This is a genomic window from Vibrio kagoshimensis, from assembly GCF_050337535.1.
Classification (GTDB): Bacteria; Pseudomonadota; Gammaproteobacteria; order Enterobacterales; family Vibrionaceae; genus Vibrio; species Vibrio gallaecicus.
In genome coordinates, this window is record NZ_JAKJSZ010000005.1 from 24,753 (window position 1) to 43,784 (window position 19,032).

The window sequence follows — 19,032 nt, forward strand, 5'->3', positions numbered from 1 at the left end:
ATAGCCTGGTATGCTTTTTGCGTGTCAGGCTATTCTAGTATTTGAGGCAAATTTCCGACATGCATGAACTGAACGAATCAGAAAACCAATCCCATTTAGATTCTGTAGAGCAACAGGTAGAGCGTTATAAGCAAGTTTTGGATGTAATGCCTGCTGGAGTGATCTTGCTGGATACTCAAGGTGAGGTAAGAGAAGCAAACCCTGAAGCTCACCGAATTCTCGGTGTGCAATTAGTCGGAGAGAAGTGGTTCTCTGTCATTCAAAGTGCTTTTGATCCTAAAGATGATGATGGTCATGAGATTTCGTTGAAAAATGGGCGGAAAGTTAGGTTAGCTATTTCAGCTTCAGCAACTGGACAGTTGATTTTAATTACAGATCTTACAGAAACTCGTTTATTACAGTCTAGGGTCAGTGATCTACAGCGATTATCTTCTTTAGGTAGAATGGTTGCGTCTTTAGCTCACCAAGTACGCACCCCTTTATCGAGTGCTATGCTTTATGCATCGAACTTAGCTGCGCCTAATTTGCCTCCTTCAACAAAAGAACGTTTTCAGTCTAAGCTAATGGATCGGCTTCATGACTTAGAAAAGCAAGTCAATGATATGTTGTTGTTTGCAAAGGGCGGAGATAATAAAGTAGTGAAACCTTTCACTATTTCGGATTTGGTTGCTGAATTTCATCCGATGGTGGAAACATCACTCAAAAGTAACTTAATAGATTATTGTCAAGAAGTTGAGCATGAAGAAACACAGCTCTTTGGGAATGTGAATGCTATCGCTTCGGCTTTAAGTAACTTACTCCTTAATGCGATACAAATATCAGGAAAAGAAGCACAAATTGATGTGTTTTTTAGACCGGTTAACGGAGAGCTTAAAATCTCAGTACAAGACAGTGGCCCTGGTGTTCCCAAAGAATTGCAAAGTAAAATCATGGAACCGTTTTTCACAACCCGCTCTCAAGGTACAGGGTTAGGTCTCGCTGTTGTACAAATGGTCTGTCGAGCTCATGAAGGTCGATTAGAGTTAATATCAGAAGAAGGGGATGGTGCGTGCTTTACCATGTGCTTACCACTTGAACGTTCAACTTCTGAAAATCAGTAACCCCATTAATTGAATTAATACTGGAGAATCACATGGCGCAAAGCAAAGTGTTAATCGTAGAAGATGATGAAGGTCTTCGCGAAGCTCTCATAGATACTCTAGCCCTTGCTGGTTATGAGTGGTTGGAGGCTGACTGTGCAGAAGATGCTCTAGTGAAATTGAAGTCTAACCCTGTCGATATTGTTGTGTCAGATGTACAAATGGCAGGAATGGGGGGCTTGGCTCTTTTACGCAATATCAAACAACATTGGCCAAATCTCCCCGTTCTATTAATGACAGCGTATGCCAATATTGAAGATGCTGTAGCTGCGATGAAAGAAGGCGCTATTGACTACATGGCCAAACCATTTGCTCCTGAAGTCTTGCTGAATATGGTAAGTCGATACGCACCAGTGAAATCAGATGATAATGGGGATGCCATTGTTGCTGATGAAAAGAGCATAAAGCTTCTAGCGTTGGCTGATAAAGTGGCTAAAACTGATGCTAACGTCATGGTGCTTGGTCCTAGTGGTTCAGGTAAAGAGGTTATGTCTCGCTATATTCATAATGCTTCTAATCGAAAAAATGGTCCTTTCGTTGCAATCAACTGTGCGGCTATACCTGACAACATGCTTGAAGCCACTTTATTCGGCTATGAGAAAGGTGCGTTTACAGGGGCGATTCAGGCTTGCCCTGGTAAGTTTGAACAAGCACAGGGCGGCACTATTTTACTGGACGAAATCAGTGAAATGGATTTAAACCTACAAGCTAAATTATTACGTGTTTTACAGGAACGCGAAGTTGAAAGGTTAGGTAGCCGTAAAAGTATAAAGCTTGACGTTAGAGTTCTGGCAACCAGTAACCGAGATTTAAAGCTGTATGTTTCAGAAGGAAACTTCCGAGAAGATTTATACTATCGCTTGAATGTATTCCCACTGTCGTGGCCAGCCCTTTGCGAGCGAAAAGGTGATATTAAGCCACTGGCATTACATTTGGTTGAGCGAAACTGTACTAAATTGGGGCTACCTGTTCCTTCTATTTCTGAAGATGCTATTGTTAAATTGGTCAATTATCCGTGGCCTGGAAATGTTCGCGAACTCGATAATGTCATTCAACGAGCACTTATCTTATGTGAGCAGTCAAATATTACTGGGGAACATATTCTGCTTGAAGGTGTAGATTGGCAAGATGCTAGCAGCTTACAACTTGTGGTTGAAGGCGGTGATATAGCCACTCCTAATATTATGCCTGTTGCCGAAGCTAGCGCAGTACCTAAAGGGTTATCTTCAAGCGAGGGGCTTGGTAACGAGTTGAGAGATCAAGAATATGCCATTATTTTGGAAACCTTGATCGCCTGTAATGGTAGAAGAAAAGAAATGGCAGAAAAGTTAGGGATTAGCCCTCGAACGCTGCGCTATAAATTAGCCAAAATGCGTGATGCTGGCATTGATATACCTAACTAGCCAGTAAACTTGGTGTATCACCTATTTTATTCATGTAGTACGATAGTGTGTTCAATCATTAGTGGCACATAAATTGCTCCGTCAATAATACAACAGAAGCAAATGGTCAGAATTTTGACCTTTGAGGTAGAAGATGAGAATAGATGGTTTACAGGGTGAAATGCAGGCCATGATGGTCGAAGCTGCAAATACTCGCCCGACAGCTACAGGGCAAGCCGCAGGCTCAGACTTCGGCAATATGCTGACAAGTGCTATCAACAACGTCAATTCTCTACAGAAAGCCTCTGGAGCACTTCAAACGCGCTTTGATAGTGGCGATGAAAGTGTTTCTTTGTCTGATGTTATGATTGCTAGAAATAAATCAGGTGTAGCTTTTGATGCGACTATCCAAATTAGAAATAAATTGGTGGAATCGTACAAAGAGCTAATGAATATGCCGGTATAAGTTGGGTAGTATATAGTGGCAGATGATAATCAATCGACAGATTTAGCAGTAAATGACGCTGGTGAGCATGGGCTGGTGGCAGGTTCTGACATCGATGGAGAAGGGCAGAACCCTGATCTAGGTGAAAGAAGCTCGTCTAAATTCGATATGGCAGTCGGTGATCTCGATTTGCTTCGCCAAGTGGTATTAGTGCTTTCTATTTCTATTTGTGTCGCACTGATCGTCATGCTTTTTTTCTGGGTAAAAGAACCAGAAATGCGCCCTCTTGGTGCTTATGAAACAGAAGAGCTTATTCCTGTATTAGATTACCTCGATCAACAAAAAATTGAATACTCACTTGATGGAAATACTCTGTCTGTTCCCGCGAGTGAATACAATAGCCTTAAATTAGACATGGTTCGCGCCGGTCTAAACCAAGAGAAAAATGCTGGAGACGATATCCTAATGCAGGATATGGGTTTCGGGGTTTCTCAACGTTTAGAACAAGAACGCTTAAAACTTAGCCGAGAGCGACAACTTGCTAAAGGCATTGAGCAAATGAAGCAAGTTCGTAAAGCTCAAGTCCTATTAGCATTACCGAAACAAAGTGTTTTTGTTCGTCATAATCAAGAAGCTTCAGCATCTGTTTTTTTAACATTAAAAACAGGTACTAACCTAAAGCAGCAGGAAGTTGATTCTGTTGTGGATATGGTAGCAAGTGCTGTTCCTGGTATGAAAACTTCTCGCATTACTGTCACTGATCAGCATGGACGTTTATTGAGTTCTGGTTCTCAAGACCCAGTTTCTTCGGCTCGCCGTAAAGAGCATGAACTGGAACGAAATCAGGAGCAGGCGCTGCGCGAGAAAATTGATTCCGTGCTTATCCCTATTCTAGGTTTCGGAAACTATACCGCCCAAGTAGATATTGAGCTCGATTTCAGTGCGGTGGAACAAACGAGAAAACGTTTTGATCCAACAACCCCTGCAACACGAAGTGAATACACGCTAGAAGATTACAATAATGGAAGCACTGTAGGTGGTGTACCTGGTGCGTTAAGTAACCAGCCTCCGGCTGATGCTTCTATCCCGCAAGATGTCGCGCAAATGAAAGATGGCTCGGCAATGGGACAAGGTTCAGTACATAAAGAAGCTACACGAAACTTCGAGCTGGATACTACAATTAGCCATGAACGTAAGCAAAGTGGCACGGTAAACCGCCAAACAGTTTCGGTTGCCATTAAAGATCGTCAATCCATAAACCCAGATACTGGTGCGGTAGTCCATACACCACTAAGTGACAGCGAAATTAATGCAATTAAACAGGTGTTAATTGGAACTGTTGGTTTCAGCGAAGGGCGTGGTGACTTACTTAATGTACTAAGCGTGCAATTTGCACCAATGGAATCTGAAATTATTGCTGATGTTCCAATTTGGGAGCATCCAAACTTTAATGACTGGGTTCGTTGGTTTGCGAGTGCCTTAGTCATCATCGTTGTGATTCTAGTTCTGGTTCGTCCTGCTATGAAGAAACTGCTTAACCCAGCAGACGATGAAGACGATGAAATGTACGGTCCTGATGGCATGCCAATTGGTGCCGATGGAGAAACGAGCTTAATTGGCGGTGATATTGAAGGTGGTGAGCTATTTGAATTTGGCTCAAGCATCGATTTACCAAACTTGCATAAAGATGAAGATGTTCTGAAAGCAGTTAGAGCACTTGTAGCAAATGAACCAGAGCTAGCGGCTCAAGTAGTTAAGAATTGGATGGCAGATGGCTAACGAAATTGTTGAACAAGCGGAAGGCGGTGAAGTCGTTGAAGCGGGAAGTGTCGATATCGCCTCAATATTGGGTGATGAGCGCGCAGCGATTTTATTACTGAGTCTTAATGAAGAAGATGCAGCTGGCATTATTCGTCACCTTGAACCGAAACAAGTTCAGCGTGTAGGTAGTGCGATGGCTCGTGCTGCTGACTTATCGCAAGAAAAAGTGGGTGCTGTTCACCGAGCTTTTCTGGACGATATTCAAAAATACACAAATATTGGTATGGGCAGCGAAGACTTTATGCGTAATGCATTGGTGGCTGCATTAGGTGAAGATAAAGCAAATAACCTTGTTGATCAGATCCTACTTGGAACAGGGTCGAAAGGTCTTGATTCATTGAAATGGATGGACCCGCGTCAGGTGGCAAGCATTATCATTAATGAGCACCCGCAGATCCAAACCATTGTTTTATCTTACTTAGAGTCCGATCAGTCGGCTGAAATTTTATCTCAATTCCCTGAACGTGTTCGTTTAGATTTGATGATGCGTATTGCGAACTTAGAAGAAGTTCAGCCATCAGCTCTTGCTGAACTGAATGAAATCATGGAGAAACAGTTTGCTGGTCAAGCTGGTGCTCAAGCCGCGAAAATTGGTGGTCTGAAAGCGGCTGCTGAAATCATGAACTACATGGACAACAACGTTGAAGGCGTGTTGATGGATCAAATCCGCGATCAAGACGAAGATATGGCGACTCAAATTCAAGACCTTATGTTTGTCTTTGAAAACCTTATTGAAGTGGACGATCAGGGTGTTCAGAAATTGCTGCGTGATGTGCCTCAAGATGTCCTTCAAAAAGCACTTAAAGGTGCAGATGATGGGTTGCGTGAGAAGATCTTCAAGAACATGTCTAAACGTGCAGCCGATATGATGCGTGATGATATTGAGGCAATGCCTCCAGTTAAAGTCTCTGATGTAGAGGCGGCGCAGAAAGAGATTCTTGGAATCGCGAGGAAAATGGCAGACAGCGGGGAAATTATGCTGTCTGGTGGTGCCGACGAGTTCCTATAAGTTTAGAAACCTCAAAGCCCCACATGTTGGGGCTTTTCTTTTTATGAAGATACAGAACAACCATACTTGTTGTATTGAATGAAGTAATTCCAATTCACTTAATGAGTATTGAACGACACCAATTTTTTCACACAATTGCTTGATATAAGTTAAGCACATTTCATTTCTATATAGGTATTCATATGTCAGGTGAGCGAAAACGCGGCTTCCTTCGTCCAGATGAAGATAACACAGTGGCACAGCCTCAAAAGTGGGGGCTACCTGACTACACCTCTGATGCCAACAAAAATGCCAAAGAGACAGCTTTTAACTATGACCCAAGCTGGATGCCGACTGTTGATGAAGCTATTGAAGATGAAGAGCTGATATTAACGGAAGAGCAGATTGAATTGATTAAGCAAGGTGCTTATCAAGAAGGTATGCAGCAAGGTCAAGAAGCTGGCTTTAAGCAAGGCTTTGAAAAGGGTAAAGAAGAAGGTTTTACTGCAGGTCACGCTGAAGGTAATGAAGCAGGAAAACTTGAAGGTGTGACCGCTGGTCAAGAATACATACAACAGCAAGTTGCTATTTTTATGGGGCTAGCCAATCAGTTTGCTCAGCCATTAGAGCTGATGAATGCTCAAGTAGAAAAGCAATTGGTGGATATGGTATTAACTTTGGTTAAAGAAGTTGTGCATATTGAAGTGCAGACTAACCCTCAAATTATTCTTGATACCGTGAAAGAATCTGTCGAGTCATTGCCTGTTTCTGGGCATGCTATTACCTTGAAACTAAACCCTGAAGATGTACAAATCATACGTTCTGCTTATGGTGAAAGTGAGCTTGATACTCGTAATTGGACTCTGGTTTCAGAGCCAGCATTAAACCGTGGAGATGTACAAATCGAAGCGGGAGAATCCAGTGTAAATTACCGGATGGAAGAGCGTGTACGTAGCGTTATCCAAAGTTTCTGCGGCTCTAACCGTCATCAAGGTCATGAGTAATGCTTGAATTAGCCGAACGCTTAAGCCAATACAAAGTTCAAGGTCTTAAATCACGTCCTATCGCATCTGGTCGTTTAGTGAGAGTTGTTGGCTTAACGCTAGAAGCTACTGGGTGTAAAGCACCTATAGGTAGCTTGTGTCTGGTGGAAACCATGTCAGGAGAAATGGAAGCTGAAGTGGTTGGTTTCTCTGGTGATAACCTTTACCTGATGCCGAGTGAGCAAATTACCGGTATTTTGCCCGGAGCACGTGTGACGCCTGTAACCGCTGAAAGTGGTATTCCTGTTGGTATGGAACTACTTGGACGAGTGATAGATGGTGTTGGTAACCCGCTAGACGGTTTAGGTGCTATTTATACGGAGCACAGAGCGTCATTTAACTCAGACCCTATTAATCCATTGTCTAGAAAGCCTATTTCAGAACCTCTTGACGTGGGGCTGAAGGCAATTAATGGATTGCTCACTGTTGGTAAAGGGCAACGGATTGGTTTGTTTGCTGGGTCCGGTGTTGGTAAGTCTGTGACTCTAGGAATGATGACACGAGGCACTACCGCGCAAGTTGTTGTTGTAGGCTTGATTGGTGAGCGTGGTCGAGAAGTAAAAGAATTTATTGAAGAAATCTTAGGTGAAGATGGACGTAAGCGTTCTGTGGTGGTCGCAGCCCCTGCTGACTCATCACCATTAATGCGATTGAAAGGCTGTCAAACCGCTTTAACAGTTGCAGAATATTTTAGAGACCAAGGTTTAGATGTTTTATTGCTGATGGATTCACTCACTCGTTTTGCACAAGCGCAGCGTGAGATTGCATTATCCGTTGGCGAGCCACCGGCAACGAAAGGTTATCCGCCTTCTGTATTTGCAAAGTTGCCGGCTCTGGTTGAAAGAGCGGGCAATGGTAGTGATGAACAAGGTTCAATAACGGCTTTCTTTACGGTGTTAACTGAAGGTGATGATTTACAAGATCCAATCGCTGATGCATCACGAGCAATCTTGGATGGTCACATTGTTCTTTCGCGTGAAATGGCTGATGCAGGTCATTACCCTGCTATTGATGTCGAGAAGTCGGTGAGTCGTGTTATGCCTCAGATAACAACAGAAGAACACGTCATGATGTCAAAAGCTGTGAGGCAAGTTCTCTCAATATGCCGTAAAAACCAAGATCTTGTTTCTATCGGCGCTTATAAGCCTGGAACCGATCAAGCGATAGATAGTGCATTTACACTGAAGCCACGTCTTGATGATTACTTACAGCAAAAAATGAAAGAAACCGTACCTTATGATATGTGCGTCAATATGTTAAAGCATGTATTAGGAGGGTAGTAGACAATGGATAATGCTTTAGAGTTTTTATTAGAACAAGCGAAAGACAAAGAAAATCAAGCCGTGCTTGCTTTGAATAAAGCGAACTCTGAGCTTCAAGATTATTACAAACAAGTTTCTCAAATCGAGCAATACCGTCTCGATTATTGTCAGCAACTTGTTGATCGTGGTAAATCAGGGTTAACAGCAAGTCAATATGGTCACTTGAATCGGTTTCTAACGCAGTTAGATGAAACCTTATCTAAGCAAAGACAGGCTGAAGGTCACTTTAAAAACCAAGTTGATAACTGCCAAGAGTATTGGATGGAATTACGTAAGCAGCGTAAATCTTATGAGTGGTTACTTGAAAAAAAACAGAAAGAAAAAGCGAAACAGCAAGACCAACGTGAACAGAAGCAGATGGATGAGTTTTCTACATTGCTTTATAGCCGTCGCCGTAACAATTTTTAGAATTCGTTTTTTATGACGTTCTGTCCAACTTCCTTCCTACACATTCATTTTGTTTAACTTCTGGCGTATTTCTTGCTTTATCTATCTTTGATACACGCATTTACCTCTTACTTTAAATGCGTCCGACTTTCTTTTCATTGCTTTACTTAATTGTTAGCAGTGACGCGAATAGATAGAGCCAGACATATGAATATAAGCCTTCCTTCAAGTTCGACGAGTCATAAAACCTCTTCATTATTAGAGTCGAATGCTGCTGATATAAAAACAGAAGAAAGTGGCAGTTCTAAAGGTTTCTTTGAAACACTCAAAGAGGCTTTTTCATCGAAGGAAACAAGCTCTAAATCAGATGTAGAATCTGTAAAAAACCAATCAGAAAGCAAAGTATCAGACGATAGCTCTGAAAAAGTGGCTTCAGATGCTTCCAAAGGAAAACAAAGCGAACAAACTTCAAGTGAACCTGAAGGTGTTGGAAGTAGTAAAAATAAAGGCGAACAACAGCTTACTTCGGATGAATCTGAAGAAACATTGCTTAAACAGGCTAAAAATAATGATGAATCTGAACTGGGTAAGGGTGATGTTAAATCTCAAGCAGCATTAGATTCATCTAACCAGCAGGTTACCTCTGATAATAAAGCACTGAAGACCTCTGAAATAACTAAAGGCGAAGTAGATGAAAGCCTTGTTGGCAAAGATTCTAAAGTTGTATCTGACTCTAAAGGGGAATCAGACTCTAAGACCAAATCAGGTCAAGGTTCAGTTTCTCCTTTAAGTAAATATACAACTCAAGGGCAAGGCGAAAGCATCAAAGCGGAAACTGCGGTGAAAGCCTCTGCTGCGATGAATGAAGGTAATAAATTACTTGGTCAGCTCGATGAAGCGAATAAGACACTTCAGCCGCAAGCGAACGGCAAGGCTTTGCCTCAAGTCAGCTCTGAAGGTGGGGGAGTATCAGTACCTATAACGGCATTAGGTAAGTTAGATGCGCAAGCTATGTTGAACCCACAAGCTATGACTAACTCACAAGTTATTAGTTCTTCTAGTGCTGGCGAGGCTGCATCTGTTGCTGGAACGGCAGGTGTACCCCTTAGTACTATTCCTTCAACAAACTCAGACCAGATACTTGTTAAATCCGAGGAGCAGTTAGCGGTAGAAGCGAATGAAAAAGCAATCATGAAGCTGACACAAGGAGCGCCTGTCTCTTCATTAAGTGATCAACAGGTACAGCAATTACTTAATCAGGGCGTGACAATACAACAGCTTGAAGCCAGCTTACAGAATGAAAAAGTGAATGCGGAACTTAACCAAACTTCAAATTTAAGCAGCTCAGCAGCACTGACCGCGAATATGATGCAGTCAGGAAGAACTCCTGAATTATCTGAAAGTGATGCGCAGTTAGTTATAGAAGTTGAGCAGCATACTCAGGCAATTAATCAACTGAATGCCCAAATTAGTATGGCAGAAGCTGTGGTTAATGAATTACAAGTTAAACAAGCGAGTGGAACTGAATTAGTAGCTGAAGAGCAAGTATTGTTAGAGAAAGCAACACAAGACCTTCAAGCGTTGAATGAGCAACTTGTAACTGTAACAGCGCAAGCAAAACAGCTTTATACTGAAGCTTATCAAAAAGGTATTCTTAGCCAAGAATCATATTATCAAGTAGTGGGGAGCCCAAATAATGATAGTGCTGCGGCAGCTGCTGAAAGTGAACTCCCGACCAACGCTATCGCTTGGGGAAGCTCGGCAACTGACGTAAAAGTTACGGCTGAAAATAAAGCGAGTTCGGAAAATTCAATTGCGACAAAAACGGCTCAAACCGGTGTTGCAGCTTCCGTTCAGCAAGCGCTAGCACAAAATGCCTCAGCCGCGGATAAAACGATGGCAGCATCTTCAGCATCAGTTGCGTCTACAAGCCTAGATAATACAGCAGCATTTGCTCAAACAACTCCGTTCAGTGCAGTTCCTGATGCGGCATTAAGTGCAGCAAAATCATCACCTTCAGAGGCAGTTTTAAAAGCGGGCATTAGTGGTGCCGCACTGGCCGGTTTATCTAAAACCACTCAGAAAGATGATGGTAAAGAAGGAACACTAGCGCAGCAAATTGCAGCGGCTTCTGGTCAGCAAGGTATGCCAAGTACCGCACCTACAAGAGCTGAAATTCAAGCTGCTCAACAAGCGCCACTTCAGCTAACGAAAGAACTGGCTAATGAACAGGTTGCTGAAAAGGTTCAAATGATGATGTCGAAGAATTTGAAGAACTTAGATATTCGACTTGACCCACCTGAATTGGGTCGCATGCAAATCCGAATGACGATGAACAATGATATTGCCAACGTTCATTTCACGGTTGCGAACCAGCAAGCTAGAGATATCATCGAGCAAACATTACCTCGTTTAAGAGAGATGCTTGCCCAGCAAGGTTTACAGTTGGCTGAATCATCAGTACAGCAGCAAAGTTCCGGGCAAGGTCAAGACAGATATAACAGCGGTGGAAACGATCAACAATCAGGCGGTAACCGCACAAATGATGGTCAAGGTGGAGAAAACCTTGAGTCTGATGTCAATCTTGAATTGAATGTCGCATCAAAGCGTGATGGAATTAGCTATTATGCTTAAACTAACAAATGTCTTTGTTAAGAAGCGCATACAGATCAACGATTACTACTTTAGAGAATATCATGGCAGATGAACAACAAGCAGATGCACCAAAAGGGAAGAGTAAACTACTCATTATCATAATAGCTGTTGTCGTACTACTTGTTGGTGGCGGTGGTGCAGCATTTTTCTTAATGGGCTCTGATGATTCTTCAAGTGAAGAAAATGCAACAGAAGAAGTTGTCGTTGCTGCAACAGAACCTGTCGCTTACGTAAATATTCCTCAGCCATTTTTATTTAATGTATCTGGAGATTCTAAAGATCGCTTAGTTCAGATCAAAGCTCAGCTTATGGTGCGCGGTAGTGAAAATGAAGAAATGGCTAAATACCACTCTCCACTAGTAGAAAGTACGTTGCTTGCTACATTTGCCTCTGCCACGGTTGACCAACTTCGTTCGCCAACAGGTCGCATAGAGCTGCGTGATAAAGCAACTGAAGATATTAAAGCAAGCTTAACCCAAGCGGTAGGCAAGCCTGTTATAGAAAAAGTGTTATTCACTGATTTTGTTATTCAATAGGTAACTCGTGACCGATTTATTAAGCCAAGACGAAATTGATGCACTCTTACATGGTGTCGATGACGTTGATGAAGTTGATGATATATTAGAACCCGAAGACGAAAATGCCGTTAACTTCGACTTCTCTTCTCAAGACCGCATTGTTCGTGGTCGAATGCCTACGCTTGAACTTATTAATGAACGTTTTGCACGACACATGCGAATCAGCTTATTTAATATGTTGCGTAAAACAGCCGAGGTTTCGATCAATGGCGTACAAATGATGAAGTTTGGTGAATATCAAAATACATTATATGTACCCACTAGTTTAAATATGGTGCGCTTTAGACCTTTGAAAGGTACCGCTTTGATCACCATGGAGGCTCGTTTAGTTTTCATCTTGGTTGAGAACTTCTTCGGTGGTGATGGGCGATTTCACGCAAAAATCGAAGGGCGTGAATTCACGCCGACAGAAAGACGTATTATCCAGCTTTTACTGAAAATCGTATTTGAAGATTACAAAGAAGCATGGTCTCCAGTAATGGGGGTTGAATTTGAATACTTAGATTCAGAAGTTAACCCAAGCATGGCGAACATTGTTAGCCCTACGGAAGTGATTGTAGTTAGCTCATTCCATATCGAAGTAGACGGTGGTGGAGGCGACTTTCACGTTGTGATGCCTTACTCCATGGTTGAACCTATTCGTGAACTTCTGGATGCTGGTGTCCAGTCGGACAAAATGGAAACTGATGTGCGTTGGAGTAGTGCACTTCGCGATGAAATCATGGATGTTCCGGTTAATTTTCGAGTGAATTTACTTGAACGTGATATTTCATTAAGAGATTTAATGGAGTTGATCCCTGGGGATGTTATTCCAATTGACATGCCGGAACATGCCACCATGTTTGTTGAGGAACTGCCGACTTACCGTGTAAAAATGGGGCGTTCAGGTGAAAAATTAGCGGTTCAAGTTTCTGAAAAAATTCAAAGACCGCATGTAGTGAAAACAGATCTCGCATTCCTTGGCAAAGATATAATGTCTGACCTTGATGGCGATGAAGAAACTGAAGAATAAAGCAAGATTAAATAGGAATTTGTAATGGAACCTAGTGAAGACCAAAAGCTAGCAGACGAATGGGCCGCCGCACTTGGTGAAGACCCAGCAGCACCTTCAATTGATGTGGATGATGTACTAGCAGCGCCCCTTGATGAACTAACAGATTCTTCGACCCCAATTTCTGAAGATGAACGTCGTAAACTGGATACCATTATGGATATTCCAGTCACCATCTCGATGGAAGTTGGACGCTCTCAAATCAGCATTCGTAATCTTCTTCAATTGAACCAAGGTTCTGTTGTTGAATTGGACCGTATTGCAGGTGAGTCATTGGATGTAATGGTTAATGGTACTTTGATTGCCCATGGCGAAGTCGTTGTCGTCAATGATAAGTTTGGTATCCGTTTAACGGATGTAATTAGCCAGACTGAACGCATTAAGAAACTGCGTTAATGAGCATTCAGCCTCGTTTTAAGCACATGAGTCTTCGTGTGCTTATTGGCAGTTTGATGGTATCAATCTCTCCAGCTACTTTTGCTGCCAGTGCTGACTCTTTAGACTTAGCGACCACATTTGGGTCGCTACTTTTCGTTATTGTCTTCATATTGTTTCTTGCTTGGTTACTTAAACGTATGCAAGTCCCGACAATGACGAATCAGCAAGGTTTGTCTATTGTTAGACAAATTGCTGTTGGAACTAAAGAGCGCATTGCGATTGTTCAGGCAGGAGAAGAGCAATTTCTTGTCGGCATTACAGCTCATTCAATTCAATTGATTTCTAAGCTTGATAAACCTCTCACACAGGAGATGCTGGAAAAAAGCGCGTTTTCAAGCCAGCTTTCCCAGCTATTAAAGAAAGATGCTAAAAAGTAACCGTGCCAAAGCACTGATTCTGCAATTTTCATTGTGGATGTCGATTTTATTTTCGGCATCGGCTTTTGCTCAATCTGAGTTAGAGACTCCAATCCCAGCGAATACAGCGGGAGCAAGTTCGATAACCGTCAATGCTCTTAACCAGACTCAAGCTAATTCTCAAACCTTATCAACATCCAGTATTAGTGGTAATGGCGCGGGTATTCCTGCATTCACAATGACGACGAATGCGCAAGGTGGCGAAGATTACTCCATAAACCTGCAAATACTGGCGTTAATGACGATGCTCGGCTTTTTGCCTGCCATGGTTATTTTGATGACATCTTTCACTCGTATTGTTGTTGTGATGTCGATTTTGCGTCAGGCAATGGGTTTGCAACAAACGCCTTCAAACCAAGTTATTATTGGCATCGCCATATTCTTAACCTTTTTCATCATGTCACCTGTGATTAATCAGGTAAATGAGCAAGCTGTTCAGCCCTATTTGAATGAACAAATCTCAGCAAGGCAAGCATTTGACGTGGCTCAAGAGCCGATCAAAGCCTTCATGTTGAAGCAAACCCGAATAAAAGACTTGGAAACCTTTGTGCAAATATCTGGTGCTGAAGTTACGAACCCAGAAGATGTATCAATGGCGGTGCTCATTCCGGCATTCATTACTTCCGAACTTAAAACCGCATTTCAAATAGGCTTTATGCTGTTCTTGCCGTTTTTGATTATCGACTTGGTGGTGGCCTCAGTGTTGATGGCTATGGGTATGATGATGCTTTCCCCTATGATTGTATCCTTGCCATTTAAATTAATGCTATTCGTGCTGGTGGACGGTTGGAACCTCATATTATCCACGCTCGCCGGTAGCTTCGCCTTGTAGCTGGAGTATTTATGAATCCAGAGATATTTGTCGACCTCTTTCAAGACGCACTATGGATGGTTCTTGTCATGGTGTGCGCAATCATTATTCCAAGCTTATTGATTGGTTTGATCGTTGCAATCTTCCAAGCTGCAACGTCAATCAATGAACAAACATTAAGCTTCTTACCTCGTTTAATCGTGACTTTGCTTGCCCTCATGATGTTTGCCCATTGGATGACGCAAATGATGATGGAGTTTTTCTTCGAACTTATCGAACGCTTACCTCAGGTTCTGTACTAGCGAATGGAATACCCAACTACGGTTGTTCTCGACTGGCTGGCAAATTACTTTTGGCCTTATACTCGCATCTCAGCAATGCTGATGGTTATGACGGTGACAGGAGCTCGTTTTGTTTCCCCAAGAATCCGACTTTATTTAGGTTTAGCCATAACCTTTGCTGTGATGCCTGCGATTCCTGCTGTACCTCAAGAAATTGAATTACTTTCGTTTAAAGGCTTTTTAACGCTCTTTGAGCAAGTAGTCATTGGTGTGGCTATGGGCTTTGTTACCCAGTTCATGATTCAAACTTTTGTTATGCTTGGTCAAATTCTTGGTATGCAATCAAGTTTGGGTTTTGCCTCTATGGTTGACCCAGCAAACGGGCAAAATACGCCCGTTTTAGGTCAATTATTCATGTTCCTCGCGACGATGTTTTTCTTGGCTACTGACGGTCATTTGAAAATGCTGCAGCTGGTTATTTTCAGCTTTACAACTCTACCAATTGGTAGTGGTTCTTTGACTGCGGTTGATTTTCGTGAGCTGGCTGGCTGGCTTGGCATTATGTTCAAAACGGCTTTGGCTATGTCTCTTTCTGGCATTATTGCTCTACTGACCATTAACTTATCGTTTGGTGTTATGACTCGTGCCGCGCCTCAGCTAAATATTTTTGCGTTAGGCTTTTCATTTGCATTGTTAGTAGGTTTATTACTGTGCTGGTATATTTTAGGCGGCTTATATAGTCACTATGAGCTATTCTGGATGCAGGGTGAGCAACAAATTTGTCGCTTGATCCGGTTGAATTGTTAGGAGGCTGAATTGGCAGAGTCAGACGGTCAAGAACGCACAGAAGACGCCACGCCCAAACGCTTGCAACAGGCAAAAGAGAAAGGGCAGGTTGCAAGGTCAAAAGAATTAGCGTCAGCTTCAGTACTTATCGTTGGTGCAATTGCATTGATGTGGTTTGGCGAATCCATGGCAAAAGCGCTATTAGAAATGATGGGGCGTTTGTTTTCGCTGAGTCGAGAAGAGATTTTTGATGTCACAAAATTGCTAGAAATTGCAGGTGGGGCGATGGTTAATCTACTTTTCCCACTTTTCCTTATTCTAATGACACTCTTTGTTGCTGCTGTCATTGGTGCAGCTGGCGTAGGTGGTATTAACTTTTCAATGCAAGCCGCTATGCCGAAAGCATCTAAGTTGAATCCACTCAGTGGCATTAAACGTATGTTTGGTCTGCAAAGTTGGGTTGAGCTCTTAAAATCCATATTAAAAGTGGCGCTTGTATCTGGTGTTGCGATTTATCTTATTCAAGCCTCTCAGGCTGATCTGATGCAATTGAGTTTGGATGTTTATCCGCAGAATATTATCCATGCTCTGGATATCTTACTTAATTTCATTTTATTGATTAGTTGCTCTTTATTGATAGTGGTCGCTATCGATATTCCATTTCAAATTTGGCAGCATGCCGATCAATTGAAAATGACAAAGCAAGAAGTGAAAGATGAATTCAAAGATACGGAAGGTAAGCCGGAAGTAAAAGGGCGTATTCGTATGCTCCAGCGTGAAGCGGCTCAAAGACGAATGATGGCAGATGTGCCTGAAGCTGATGTGATCGTCACTAACCCAGAGCACTTTTCTGTCGCGCTTCGTTATAAGCAAGATAAAGACCGAGCACCAGTTGTTGTTGCCAAAGGTGTTGACCATATGGCGATGAAGATAAGAGAAGTCGCTAGAGAGCATGATATATATATTGTCCCGGCACCTCCTTTAGCCCGAGCTCTGTATCATACGACAGAGCTGGAACAAGAAATTCCAGATGGATTGTTCACGGCAGTGGCACAAATACTGGCCTATGTTTTCCAACTAAAACAATACAGAAAGAAAGGTGGTCAGCGCCCTAAATTACAAGATACTAACTTGCCTATACCTCCTGATTTACGTCACTAATTGCTTTGTCATTAATAGCTATATTGGATAGGAATGAAATACTTAATTCATTCGTTTCGTTTTTTAATATAAACTCAGCGCCGTTAAATTGACGAAAACAGTGGTATAGAGATTGCTATACCTATGAGCACTTCTTTTCAGCCTCACACATGAGCAAGACATCTCAAATGTGCTCTTAACCGAATTAACCGAGACGTAGCTATAACTTATGAAGTTTTCTTTACCGTTTGCGAATAAGCTTCCCAACATCCCTAACCGAGCGATGCCAGCAATTGGCGCGCCTGTTATGGTGCTTTCAACACTCGCGATGGTTGTATTACCTATCCCAGCTTTTCTGTTGGATATGTTTTTTACCTTCAATATTGCTCTTTCAATGGTTGTGCTTTTAGTGACGGTTTATACCCGTAGACCATTAGATTTTGCCGCTTTCCCTACCGTACTTTTAATTGCAACTCTGTTAAGGCTAGCGTTAAACGTTGCTTCTACACGTGTGGTATTGCTCCATGGTCATGAAGGGGGCGACGCTGCAGGTAACGTTATCGAAGCCTTCGGTAATGTGGTTATCGGTGGTAACTACGCAGTTGGTTTAGTCGTGTTTTTAATCTTAATGATTATTAACTTTATGGTTGTAACCAAAGGTGCTGGTCGTATCTCAGAAGTAAGTGCTCGTTTCACGCTAGATGCGTTACCTGGTAAACAAATGGCGATTGATGCCGATTTAAATGCTGGGCTTATCGACCAAGAACAAGCGCGTACTCGTCGTTTTGAAGTAACCAAAGAGGCTGACTTCTACGGCTCAATGGATGGTGCATCAAAATTTGTAAAAGGTGATGCGATTGCCGGTATCTTGATTCTATTCATCAACATCATTGGTGGGTTGAGTATCGGTATGGTTCAGTTTGATTTAGGTTTTAGAGAAGCAATCGAAATCTATACTTTGCTGACTATTGGTGACGGCCTTGTTGCTCAAATTCCATCGCTACTTCTTTCTATCGCTGCTGCGATGATGGTAACTCGTCAGAATACCGATGAAGATATGGGGCAGCAGTTAGTTTTCCAACTGTTTGATAACCCTAAAGCTTTAATGATCACCGCTGCTATCTTAGGTGTGATGGGTATTGTACCTGGAATGCCACATTTTTCATTCTTAAGCCTTGCTGCGATCGCGGGTGGTTGTGCTTACATGATAGATAGAAAACAGAAAAAAGCAGAAAAAGAGCCGAGTTTACCCGCAGCGGTTGAAGGAGGTGGTGAAGCAGCCTCCCAGAAAGAACTCTCTTGGGACGACGTTCAACCTGTCGATATCATAGGGCTTGAGGTCGGTTATAGACTGATTCCACTTGTTGATCGAGACCAAGGTGGTGAATTGTTGGAACGAGTTAAAGGGGTTAGAAAAAAACTCTCGCAAGATTTTGGCTTCCTAATCCCTGCCGTACATATACGAGACAATCTGGAATTAACGCCAAACAGTTACCGAATTACTTTGATGGGCGTAGCCGTTGGGGAAGCAGAGATCAGACCGGATCAAGAACTCGCAATTAACCCAGGTCAAGTCTATGGCATGATTGACGGTGAACCGACGATTGACCCCGCTTTTGGTCTGGAAGCTGTTTGGATTCGTGAAGAGCAACGAGAGCATGCACAAGCTCTTGGTTATACGGTTGTAGATTCCTCAACAGTTCTAGCTACACATCTAAGTCAATTATTGACGAATAATGCTTCTCAGTTGATTGGACATGAAGAAGTTCAGAACTTACTCGAAATGCTGAGTCGCTCGACACCTAAGCTTGTAGAAGGCTTTGTTCCTGACCAATTGCAGTTAGGAGTTGTGGTTAAGGTCCTACAAAACTTGTTAAATGAAGCTATACCTATAAGAGATATAAGAACGATTGTGCAGACGTTGTCAGAGTATTCAAGCAAGAGTCAAGAACCTGACATACTTACAGCTGCTGTGAGAATTTCTTTGAAACGATTAATTGTTCAAGAAATCAATGGTATAGAGCCAGAATTGCCAGTAATTACTCTAATACCTGAGTTGGAACAAATCTTGCATCAAACCATGCAGGCGTCGGGTGGTGAATCGGCTGGTATAGAGCCGGGTCTTGCTGAAAGGTTGCAAACATCACTTAGCCAAGCAACACAAGAACAAGAATTGAAAGGCGAACCAGCGGTGCTACTTACTTCTGGGGTATTACGCTCTACACTCGCCAAATTTGTTAAGAATACGATCCCTAGCTTAAGGGTACTTTCTTATCAAGAAATACCAGACGAAAAACAGATACGAATAGTGCAAGCTGTCGGTAATTAGATCCCCTAAACAATACGGAT

At 42.4% G+C, this 19,032-nt stretch carries 17 protein-coding genes and 1 pseudogene; all 18 read left to right on the forward strand.

Annotation, left to right across the window (positions count from 1 at the left end):
• The first annotated feature begins 59 nt into the window (after nucleotides 1-59).
• The 18 genes and pseudogenes from L4C37_RS05065 to flhA all read left to right on the forward strand — a co-directional run bounded on the left by L4C37_RS05065 (nucleotide 60) and on the right by flhA (nucleotide 19,012).
• Nucleotides 60-1,100, forward strand: a complete 1,041-nt coding sequence (locus L4C37_RS05065) for a sensor histidine kinase (RefSeq protein ID WP_137372296.1) — start codon at nucleotides 60-62, stop codon at nucleotides 1,098-1,100.
• A 32-nt stretch (nucleotides 1,101-1,132) separates the two neighbouring features.
• Entirely contained in the window at nucleotides 1,133-2,542 is a 1,410-nt protein-coding gene (locus L4C37_RS05070) for a sigma-54-dependent transcriptional regulator (protein ID WP_137372297.1), read from the forward strand.
• A gap of 133 nt (nucleotides 2,543-2,675) precedes the next feature.
• Entirely contained in the window at nucleotides 2,676-2,987 is a 312-nt protein-coding gene (fliE, locus tag L4C37_RS05075; RefSeq protein ID WP_137372298.1) for a flagellar hook-basal body complex protein FliE, read from the forward strand.
• A 15-nt stretch (nucleotides 2,988-3,002) separates the two neighbouring features.
• On the forward strand, nucleotides 3,003-4,745 hold the full coding sequence (gene fliF, locus L4C37_RS05080; RefSeq protein ID WP_372267273.1) for a flagellar basal-body MS-ring/collar protein FliF: 1,743 nt from the start codon (nucleotides 3,003-3,005) through the stop codon (nucleotides 4,743-4,745).
• A complete protein-coding gene (gene fliG / locus L4C37_RS05085) occupies nucleotides 4,738-5,796 on the forward strand; it encodes a flagellar motor switch protein FliG (RefSeq protein ID WP_137372300.1) in 1,059 nt (352 codons plus the stop codon). The genes fliF and fliG overlap by 8 nt, the downstream gene beginning before the upstream one ends.
• A gap of 182 nt (nucleotides 5,797-5,978) precedes the next feature.
• Nucleotides 5,979-6,779 (forward strand): flagellar assembly protein FliH, encoded by an 801-nt coding sequence (gene fliH, locus L4C37_RS05090; RefSeq protein WP_137372301.1) that lies wholly within the window; start codon nucleotides 5,979-5,981, stop codon nucleotides 6,777-6,779.
• The gene (gene fliI / locus L4C37_RS05095; protein WP_137372302.1) at nucleotides 6,779-8,098 is read left to right on the forward strand and encodes a flagellar protein export ATPase FliI; all 1,320 of its coding nucleotides are present in this window, start codon (nucleotides 6,779-6,781) and stop codon (nucleotides 8,096-8,098) included. Before fliH ends, fliI begins: the two co-directional genes overlap by 1 nt.
• Nucleotides 8,099-8,104: 6 nt before the next feature.
• On the forward strand, nucleotides 8,105-8,548 hold the full coding sequence (gene fliJ / locus L4C37_RS05100; protein WP_429768048.1) for a flagellar export protein FliJ: 444 nt from the start codon (nucleotides 8,105-8,107) through the stop codon (nucleotides 8,546-8,548).
• 822 nt (nucleotides 8,549-9,370) lie between these two features.
• A pseudogene (locus L4C37_RS05105) lies at nucleotides 9,371-11,161 on the forward strand (flagellar hook-length control protein FliK); the annotation flags it as partial.
• Between the two features lie 62 nt (nucleotides 11,162-11,223).
• Entirely contained in the window at nucleotides 11,224-11,718 is a 495-nt protein-coding gene (fliL, locus tag L4C37_RS05110; RefSeq protein WP_429768049.1) for a flagellar basal body-associated protein FliL, read from the forward strand.
• Nucleotides 11,719-11,725: 7 nt separating this feature from the next.
• Entirely contained in the window at nucleotides 11,726-12,772 is a 1,047-nt protein-coding gene (gene fliM / locus L4C37_RS05115) for a flagellar motor switch protein FliM (protein WP_137372306.1), read from the forward strand.
• A 24-nt stretch (nucleotides 12,773-12,796) separates the two neighbouring features.
• Nucleotides 12,797-13,207: a flagellar motor switch protein FliN gene (fliN, locus tag L4C37_RS05120; protein ID WP_137372307.1), complete on the forward strand. Its 411-nt coding sequence runs from the start codon at nucleotides 12,797-12,799 to the stop codon at nucleotides 13,205-13,207.
• A gap of 26 nt (nucleotides 13,208-13,233) precedes the next feature.
• A complete protein-coding gene (gene fliO, locus L4C37_RS05125; protein ID WP_429768142.1) occupies nucleotides 13,234-13,626 on the forward strand; it encodes a flagellar biosynthetic protein FliO in 393 nt (130 codons plus the stop codon).
• Between the two features lie 37 nt (nucleotides 13,627-13,663).
• Nucleotides 13,664-14,497, forward strand: coding sequence for a flagellar type III secretion system pore protein FliP (gene fliP, locus L4C37_RS05130; protein ID WP_429768143.1), 834 nt, complete (start codon nucleotides 13,664-13,666; stop codon nucleotides 14,495-14,497).
• Nucleotides 14,498-14,508: 11 nt separating this feature from the next.
• A complete protein-coding gene (gene fliQ / locus L4C37_RS05135; RefSeq protein ID WP_137372310.1) occupies nucleotides 14,509-14,778 on the forward strand; it encodes a flagellar biosynthesis protein FliQ in 270 nt (89 codons plus the stop codon).
• A gap of 3 nt (nucleotides 14,779-14,781) precedes the next feature.
• Complete coding sequence (gene fliR / locus L4C37_RS05140; RefSeq protein ID WP_273296934.1) at nucleotides 14,782-15,564, forward strand: flagellar biosynthetic protein FliR; 783 nt, start codon at nucleotides 14,782-14,784, stop codon at nucleotides 15,562-15,564.
• Between the two features lie 9 nt (nucleotides 15,565-15,573).
• Nucleotides 15,574-16,704, forward strand: coding sequence for a flagellar biosynthesis protein FlhB (gene flhB / locus L4C37_RS05145; RefSeq protein WP_137372312.1), 1,131 nt, complete (start codon nucleotides 15,574-15,576; stop codon nucleotides 16,702-16,704).
• A gap of 208 nt (nucleotides 16,705-16,912) precedes the next feature.
• Nucleotides 16,913-19,012 (forward strand): flagellar biosynthesis protein FlhA, encoded by a 2,100-nt coding sequence (gene flhA / locus L4C37_RS05150; RefSeq protein ID WP_137372313.1) that lies wholly within the window; start codon nucleotides 16,913-16,915, stop codon nucleotides 19,010-19,012.
• Nucleotides 19,013-19,032: the final 20 nt, after the last annotated feature.

Excerpts from the sequence above, each read along its gene's own strand:
- L4C37_RS05065 (WP_137372296.1), top strand. The coding sequence starts at position 60 with ATGCATGAACTGAACGAATCAGAAAACCAATCCCATTTAGATTCTGTA.
- L4C37_RS05070 (WP_137372297.1), top strand. The coding sequence starts at position 1,133 with ATGGCGCAAAGCAAAGTGTTAATCGTAGAAGATGATGAAGGTCTTCGC.
- fliE (WP_137372298.1), top strand. The coding sequence starts at position 2,676 with ATGAGAATAGATGGTTTACAGGGTGAAATGCAGGCCATGATGGTCGAA.
- fliG (WP_137372300.1), top strand. The coding sequence starts at position 4,738 with ATGGCTAACGAAATTGTTGAACAAGCGGAAGGCGGTGAAGTCGTTGAA.
- fliH (WP_137372301.1), top strand. The coding sequence starts at position 5,979 with ATGTCAGGTGAGCGAAAACGCGGCTTCCTTCGTCCAGATGAAGATAAC.
- fliI (WP_137372302.1), top strand. The coding sequence starts at position 6,779 with ATGCTTGAATTAGCCGAACGCTTAAGCCAATACAAAGTTCAAGGTCTT.
- fliJ (WP_429768048.1), top strand. The coding sequence starts at position 8,105 with ATGGATAATGCTTTAGAGTTTTTATTAGAACAAGCGAAAGACAAAGAA.
- fliL (WP_429768049.1), top strand. The coding sequence starts at position 11,224 with ATGGCAGATGAACAACAAGCAGATGCACCAAAAGGGAAGAGTAAACTA.
- fliN (WP_137372307.1), top strand. The coding sequence starts at position 12,797 with ATGGAACCTAGTGAAGACCAAAAGCTAGCAGACGAATGGGCCGCCGCA.
- fliO (WP_429768142.1), top strand. The coding sequence starts at position 13,234 with ATGAGTCTTCGTGTGCTTATTGGCAGTTTGATGGTATCAATCTCTCCA.
- fliP (WP_429768143.1), top strand. The coding sequence starts at position 13,664 with ATGTCGATTTTATTTTCGGCATCGGCTTTTGCTCAATCTGAGTTAGAG.
- fliQ (WP_137372310.1), top strand. The coding sequence starts at position 14,509 with ATGAATCCAGAGATATTTGTCGACCTCTTTCAAGACGCACTATGGATG.
- fliR (WP_273296934.1), top strand. The coding sequence starts at position 14,782 with ATGGAATACCCAACTACGGTTGTTCTCGACTGGCTGGCAAATTACTTT.
- flhA (WP_137372313.1), top strand. The coding sequence starts at position 16,913 with ATGAAGTTTTCTTTACCGTTTGCGAATAAGCTTCCCAACATCCCTAAC.